At 46.5% G+C, this 6,947-nt stretch carries 7 protein-coding genes and 1 pseudogene; 2 read left to right on the top strand and 6 right to left on the bottom strand.

The window, feature by feature from the left end; translation table 11 throughout:
* The coding region (locus PX482_RS09920; RefSeq protein ID WP_288122377.1) for an ABC transporter substrate-binding protein at positions 1-1,253 on the bottom strand (1,253 nt) is incomplete at its 3' end.
* A gap of 474 nt (positions 1,254-1,727) precedes the next feature.
* Positions 1,728-2,966 (bottom strand): carboxyl-terminal processing protease CtpA, encoded by a 1,239-nt coding sequence (ctpA, locus tag PX482_RS09925; RefSeq protein WP_288122378.1) that lies wholly within the window; start codon positions 2,964-2,966, stop codon positions 1,728-1,730.
* A gap of 59 nt (positions 2,967-3,025) precedes the next feature.
* On the opposite strand from ctpA, the gene PX482_RS09930 reads away from it, so the two are divergent.
* Together PX482_RS09930 and PX482_RS27680 are read left to right on the top strand one after the other, a co-directional pair.
* Complete coding sequence (locus tag PX482_RS09930) at positions 3,026-3,241, top strand: hypothetical protein (RefSeq protein ID WP_223212993.1); 216 nt, start codon at positions 3,026-3,028, stop codon at positions 3,239-3,241.
* A pseudogene (locus PX482_RS27680) lies at positions 3,159-3,365 on the top strand (hypothetical protein). The gene PX482_RS09930 and the pseudogene PX482_RS27680 overlap by 83 nt, the downstream one beginning before the upstream one ends.
* 242 nt (positions 3,366-3,607) lie before the next feature.
* On the opposite strand, the gene fba reads toward PX482_RS27680, so the two are convergent.
* From fba to PX482_RS09950, 4 genes are all read right to left on the bottom strand, one after another.
* Entirely contained in the window at positions 3,608-4,687 is a 1,080-nt protein-coding gene (gene fba / locus PX482_RS09935; RefSeq protein ID WP_002744497.1) for a class II fructose-bisphosphate aldolase, read from the bottom strand.
* A 132-nt stretch (positions 4,688-4,819) separates the two neighbouring features.
* A complete protein-coding gene (locus tag PX482_RS09940; protein ID WP_288122380.1) occupies positions 4,820-5,947 on the bottom strand; it encodes an aldo/keto reductase in 1,128 nt (375 codons plus the stop codon).
* A gap of 39 nt (positions 5,948-5,986) precedes the next feature.
* Positions 5,987-6,124 (bottom strand): hypothetical protein, encoded by a 138-nt coding sequence (locus tag PX482_RS09945; protein ID WP_288097310.1) that lies wholly within the window; start codon positions 6,122-6,124, stop codon positions 5,987-5,989.
* A gap of 61 nt (positions 6,125-6,185) precedes the next feature.
* Positions 6,186-6,686 carry a bifunctional nuclease family protein gene (locus PX482_RS09950; RefSeq protein ID WP_002798060.1) on the bottom strand — a complete coding sequence of 167 codons (501 nt, stop codon included), beginning with the start codon at positions 6,684-6,686 and terminating at the stop codon, positions 6,186-6,188.
* Between the last annotated feature and the right edge of the window lie 261 nt (positions 6,687-6,947).

The raw sequence follows: 6,947 nt of genomic DNA on the forward strand, positions 1-6,947 counted from the left end.
ACAGTCCAGACATCGTAACTACCGACCACATCGCCATTTTCATCGATATCCACATTGCCACTGGCCCCCTGATAGTTAATATCCTCGCCTTTGCGAATCATTTCCATGGCTTGACAAGCATCGGTTACTTCCGTCCCCGGACCGTTAGCCACCTCACGAATCTTGCTTTGAATCCCTTCACCAGTGTTAGATTTAGCCGCCTCGGCTGCTAACATCAATAAAACCGCCGCGTCCCAAGTATGGGGAACAAAAGCGGTGACATCCTTGCCAGTTTTTTCCTTCCAGAGAGTAGTAAAAGCGCTTAAAGCTTGACCGTCGGCCCCAGGGACTGTACCTAGGGCGCCGGCAATAATTGACTTACCATCGGTTCCTTTCCCCACCTGTTTGGTGAAATCTTCCGAATAAACCCCATCGGTGAGGAGGACGGTAACTCCTTTGGTCAATCCCTGTTTATAGGCCGCTTGCAGTAATAAACTGCCCGTTTCAGCGTAAAGGACTGCCGCTACAGCATCCGGTTGGTTAGCGAAGGCAGCCGCCGCTTCACTATCGAGAGTGGCAGCTTTCGGGTCATAACGGACAGGATTTTGCTTATTAGTGATAGTGCCGCCTAATTTATCGAAAGCGCTCACAAATTCCCGTTCAAATCCGACTCCGTAATCGTTATTGATCACGACGGTGGCCACATTTTGAAAACCCTTTTTCTTAGCTAGGACCGCTAAAGCTTGAGCTTGGTAGGTGTCCGGGGGAGCCGTCCGCGCCCAAAAACCTTGAAAATCGCCTTTTTTCGCCCTGTCAGTAAATACAGGACTGGTGCTACCCGGAGAGACTAACATAACTTTCTTTCTCACCGCCACATCGACGGCTGCTCCTGAGACGCTACTGGCAAAGGAACCGATCACACCGGCTACTTTATCCACCTCCGCTAGTTTCGTCATCGCTGAAGCACCGGCGGCGGGATCGGTTTGGTCATCTTCTTTCACGAGGGTGACGGGTTTGCCATTGACTCCACCACAGGCATTGATAGTCTCTACCGCTAGGGCGGCTGCTTCGGGCATATTTTGACCAATAGCGGCTAAATCTCCAGTAATGGGCAGTAATGCTCCTAATTTTAGTCCCTCATCACCGGGGGCAGTGGTGGTGGGACTAGAGGCGTTGTTATTCGGGGTTTGGGCATTATTACAAGCGGTTAAAAAATTAGCTAAGAGGCTGATACTCAGGGTTAGGGCTAGGGGCGATCGAATATATCTCTGCATGGCAGTAAAATCAAGGATGAGTCAAGGTTGCAAGACTGAAAAGCCCGGACTGGGAAAATTCTAATCGATGTTAGCATTCTCTTCAAATCAAACAGGTTTCCATCTTAATTTAGATATTGATGGAAAAAATGGCTAATTTGTTCGATCTATGCCGTCGGGTGTGGGGTGTGGGAAGTTTTTTCAGTGATCAGTAAACAGTAAACAGTAAACAGTAAACTGAAAACGGTTCTTTTTGTTTGTCTTAGGCAATAAACGGGGCTATAAGGGATAAAACCCTTATATATAAAGACATTGATGCGATCTTTGTTAATTGTTTTCCCTCTCTAACGAACTAATCAATTAAGTCTCTTGCCAGATAAGGATTTAGTCGATTTATGCCCCCCGATCGAACTATACCAAGTAACGAAGAATCCTGAAAACTCGCATCTGATAACTGATAACTGATAACTGGTAACTGATAACTGAAAACCCCACTTAGGAAGCTTTGGCTAAAACGGTGTTCTGGTTTAAAAACTGAATTGCCGTTTGGTATTGACTATCTTTTTCGGTGCCGATTTCCTGATATGTGATCGGTTCCTGTGCCACCACTTGATCCGGGATAATTCCTAACTTATGAATATCATGGTGGGCGGGAGTTTCATATTTCGCCACGGTAATCGCTAATCCTGCCCCATCGGGTAACTCGAATAGGGACTGAATTAATCCCTTACCGAAAGTCTTTTCTCCCACTAAAACCCCCCGTTGATTGTCCTGTAATGCTCCGGCTAAAATCTCGCTGGCGCTGGCGGTTCCCTGATTGACTAAAACGACTAAAGGCGCATCGGTTAAAGCATTGCCAGAAGCGGCAAAACTATCGGCAATTCCCTCACGATTAACCGTATAAACGATCGTTCCCTGATTAATCCACATCCGAGCGATTTCTATGCCCGCTTGCAGTAAACCACCGGGGTTATTTCTTAAATCTAAAATATAACCCTTGGCTCCTTGTTTTTGTAAATCTGTCACCGCTTCCGAGACTTCTTTGGCAGCGTTAGCACTAAATTGATTTAAGCGCACATAACCGATGGGCAAGGAACTAGAATTTTTATCTAAAACCGCTACCACTGGACTTAAAGAAATCCGTTGACGGGTTAAAGATAGGGTTTTTGGTTGACTTTTTTGATAGGGAAGAATCACTAAGGAAACTTCTGTTCCGGCGGTCCCGCGCATTTTGGCTGCTGCTACATCGAGGGTTAAAGTAGTGGTATCGATGCCATCAATAAACAAAATGCGATCGTGGCTAGTCAAACCAGCGGCCTCAGCAGGAGAACCAGCAAGGGGGGCAACCACTTCTAAGTAACCATTGTCGGGATTGATATTAATTTGCAGTCCTACCCCCGATAATTCCCCCGTGGTGCTAATTTGTAGGTTATGGTATTGATCCGGTCGCAGGAGACGGGTAAAGGGTTCATCGAGGGTGGCTAACATCTGTTCGATCGCATTATAGGCCGCCGTCCGATCGTTGAGGGGTTTTTTGATGAATTGTTCCCGCACCTGCCACCAGTTTTGATGATTAAATGTGTCATCATAATAAGATTGGTTGACTAATCGCCAAGATTGTAGTAATAATTTTTGTTCTTCGCTAAAGGCGGCTGCTGTGGGTGTCCATGCCATCCAAGTCAGACAAAACCAAAATCCCACTAATAATCCCACCCACAACGATTTTTTTCTCATCTTGCTTCTCTTATAAATCAAGTGCTGATCTGCTGATTATTTTCAGTATAGTCTTTTCTCTGAAATCGATTGGCTCTCTTATTCTTTGTGTGATCAGTTTAACTTATATAGGAGCGATCAATCTTTGTGTCCTTTGTGTCTTTGTGGTTCGTTCCACTCGCTGGGTGCATCTCATTTTTGTAAATCTACCAATTGGGATTTTTACGGGGAAACTCTCGGCTAAGATCGGGCATTACTTTCGGTTTTATCGCTCAATCCCAGCTTTTGGGGGGTAGAACCCCCCAAACCACCCGTTTGGGTAGGGTTGATTCATGAATCAACCCTACCCAAACCCCGGAGCGCATGAGCTTTTCGGTGGGATGCTTACACCCAGCTGCTGATATATTTGTAATCATCTAAGAGTCACTGATAATTGCTGATTGTCGGTATTCCCGCAAATGTGAGATGCACCCCACTCACTCGCTGGCGGAACTGTATCTTAGAATACATTTTACCCACCAAACCCAAGAGAGCCATCGATTCTTATCTGACAACTCTTTCCCTTGAAGGCATTCCCATAAAAAAGAGGGTAGTTATGGTTAACTACCCCAAAAAATTCTCCTAGATCGGTGCCATTAAGCGATCGCTTAATTGTTCAGCTACTAGACAGCCACAACTTTTTTGCTGACTTGGGTTAATTGCCCTTTAGCATATTTGGCTGCGTAATCATCGAGGGACATTTGTTTGATTTTGCTGGCGTTACCGGCGGTACCAAATTGTTGATAGCGATCGGCACAAACTTTCTGCATATAGGTGATCGAGGGTTTCAGGAAGAAACGGGGATCAAACTCTTTCGGGTTGCTGAATAGTGCTTCACGAACTGCGGCGGTAATTGCTAAACGGCAGTCGGTGTCGATATTGATTTTACGCACACCACTCTTGATGCCTTTTTGGATTTCTTCCACGGGAACACCGTAGGTTTCGGGGATAGCGCCACCGAATTGGTTGATTAATTCGAGGAGATCTTCGGGAACCGAGGAAGAACCGTGCATAACCAAGTGAGTATTGGGTAAGCGGTTATGAATTTCTTCAATACGGCTAATAGCGAGAATTTCGCCGGTGGGTTTGCGGGTAAATTTGTAAGCGCCGTGGCTAGTACCAATGGCTACTGCTAAAGCATCTACTTGAGTTCTTTCGACGAAATCCACCGCTTCATCAGGATCGGTTAACAGCATCGAGTGATCTAATTCCCCTTCAAAACCGTGGCCGTCTTCCGCTTCTCCTTTACCAGTTTCTAGGGAACCTAAACAACCGAGTTCTCCTTCCACACTAGCACCGATCGAGTGGGCAACTTTTACCACTTCAGCAGTAACGTTAACGTTGTACTCGTAGGTGGCGGGAGTTTTAGCATCCGCTTCTAAGGAACCATCCATCATGACGCTGGTGAAACCGTTACGGATGGCCGAGTAGCAGGTGGCGGGTTCATTACCGTGATCTTGGTGCATCACGATGGGGATATGAGGATAGGTTTCCACCGCGGCGGTGATCAAGTGACGCAGGAAGTTTTCCCCTGCATATTTGCGCGCACCGCGAGAAGCTTGTAGGATAACGGGGCTGTCGGTGGCTGCCGCCGCTTGCATGATCGCTTGGATCTGCTCCATATTATTTACGTTAAAAGCGGGGATGCCATATCCGTTCTCAGCCGCGTGATCCAACAATAACCGCATGGGGACGAGTGCCATATCCTTTACTCCTTAATCTATTTCTTGTTTTCTGTCTCTTTAAATTCAAGAAAGTTAATTCTCTTACCTGTTAATCTTAAGATAGTTTTTACACTTTGACGATCCCCAAAAAAAATTTTTTCGGGTTTCGTCCTAAGATGACCACAATCTCCGTTGCGGTGGGCCGTTAAGTAGTTCATGCGTATTAAATAGCAGCTGGGGAATCGGCAATTTTTCCGGGCAGCGAGGTAAACAATCACCACATTCAGTACAATTATTCGCCTTGCGTCCGGGGAACCAATGACCAGCATTTTCCAGCATTCGATAGCGATACTGGCCAAAATCGGTCATTTCGTAAGCTACTGCCAGATTCCGCAGTCTCAACACTTCAGGGATGTTAATATTTTCGGGACAGGGTAAACATTGATAACATTGGCTACATAAATCTGTAGCCAATTTATCGGTTAAATGTGCCTCTAAACGGTTAAAAACGGCAATTTCTGCCGCATCTAAGGGCTGATCTCGTTCAGATACGTTAATAATTGCCTCTAATTCCTCTGGGATCGCTGCCCCGACGCTGAGGGTAGTAATGCGCGGATCGCTCAATAAAAAGCGATAATTTAGCTCTAGGGGTGAAAAAGGAGCGCATAATTCCTCTAGCTTCTTGGGAGGTCTGTGGAGACCCCCTCCCTTATCAGCAGGGGAAATAATAAACACACCCATGTCCTTTGCTTGGGCTAAAGCGATCGCCGGTTGCTGTCTTTGCCAAAAAAAATAGTAATGGATATTGACAAAAGCGAAGAAATCTGTATTGATCGTCTCCAGAATAATTTCTAGGGGTGCATGGGTAGAAAAGCCAATATGACCGATTTTTCCAGCTTCTTGGGCCAGAAAAACGGCTTTCATGCAGCCTTGCGGGTCTTTAATCCAGTTTAAATGCTCGCGGGTGTTAATACCGTGAATTGCTAGACAATCGAGGTAATTTAATTGTAATCGTTCTAGGGATTCGGCGATCGCTTTTTCCATAGTTTGGCGATCGGGAGTGGGGACTAATTTCGTAGTCAGATAAACCCGCTCCCGCACCCCTTGACGCTGCAGGTAGCGACCGAGAAAAACTTCGCTATTACCGTAACCTCTGGCCGTTTCTAGGTGATTAATCCCCAATTCTAGGGCGCGATCAACTGTTGCAGTAAACACCGACTCTGAGGACAAACAGCGCATTGTCCCCAGGGAAAACAGCGAAAATTGCCAATTAGTACGGCCAAATCGTCGATAACGCATTGATTCAGTTACCAGTTATCAGTTATCAGTTACCAGTTATCAGTTACCAGTTAGAAGGTATTGGGTGTGGGGTGTGGGGTGTGGGGTGATGGGGGAGTGGGGAAGTGGGGAAGTGGGGAAGTGGGGCAGTGGGGAAGTGGGGAAGTGGGGAAGTGGGGCAGTGGGGCAGTGGAGCATTTGGCTGAAATTTCCCTAAACCCCTAAACCCCTAAACCCCTATCTCCTATCTCCTGAATTTTCACTGCTCACTAAAATCACCGCGACGTTGGATCAGGTCTGAGGGGCTAAGATTGGAGACGAAATTGCGAAAAGCTTGACGTTCCTCTTCATCCGCGTCACGATCGACGGGAATAGAAGCGGAAGCGATCACTTCTTCCATTACCCAGACGGGACTGTTGGTACGCAGGGCAATAGCGATCGCATCACTGGGACGACAATCGATTTCTTTTTTGACTTCGCCGCGCTGGAGACAGAGAACAGCATAAAAGGTATTATCTTGGAGAGAATGGATGATAATCTTTTCTAAATCCATGTCCCAAACTTTAAAAATATTAGCGATCAAATCGTGGGTGAGGGGACGAGGGGGTTTTTGTTGTTCGAGGACGGTGATAATGGCCTTAGCCTGATCTTGTCCGATGTAGATAGGTAGGGCGCGACGCTCGGAACCATCCTTGAGTAGTACAATGGGACTGCGAGTGATAGCGTCTAGGGCAATTCCAGCGACTTTCATTTCGATCATGACTATGGCTTCTCCAAGATAGAGATTCAGCTAGGGAAGGAGTGGGAAAGCAAACTGAGTAATATAGTGCTTCGTTACACTCACAGTATGCCCTAAGATGGCAGAGATTAGCCTCATCTTTATTGACATCCTCGCCGCCCTAAAAGTGCGGCGATTCCTAAACCTCACGATTTAAGTTTCTGCTTCCACCACCGTCGCATACCACAGTTAAAAAACCATGTACTGTCTTACACAGAGTCCACAGACTTTCGCCCCATTTCA

This window comes from Microcystis sp. M53602_WE12 (assembly GCF_030065455.1).
In the GTDB taxonomy this organism is placed as follows: domain Bacteria; phylum Cyanobacteriota; class Cyanobacteriia; order Cyanobacteriales; family Microcystaceae; genus Microcystis; species Microcystis aeruginosa.

Bases quoted from the DNA above. Each gene is read 5' to 3' on its own strand.
- PX482_RS09940 (WP_288122380.1), bottom strand. From the start codon at position 5,947: ATGCGTTATCGACGATTTGGCCGTACTAATTGGCAATTTTCGCTGTTT.
- ctpA (WP_288122378.1), bottom strand. From the start codon at position 2,966: ATGAGAAAAAAATCGTTGTGGGTGGGATTATTAGTGGGATTTTGGTTT.
- fba (WP_002744497.1), bottom strand. From the start codon at position 4,687: ATGGCACTCGTCCCCATGCGGTTATTGTTGGATCACGCGGCTGAGAAC.
- PX482_RS09950 (WP_002798060.1), bottom strand. From the start codon at position 6,686: ATGATCGAAATGAAAGTCGCTGGAATTGCCCTAGACGCTATCACTCGC.
- PX482_RS09945 (WP_288097310.1), bottom strand. From the start codon at position 6,124: ATGCTCCACTGCCCCACTGCCCCACTTCCCCACTTCCCCACTTCCCCA.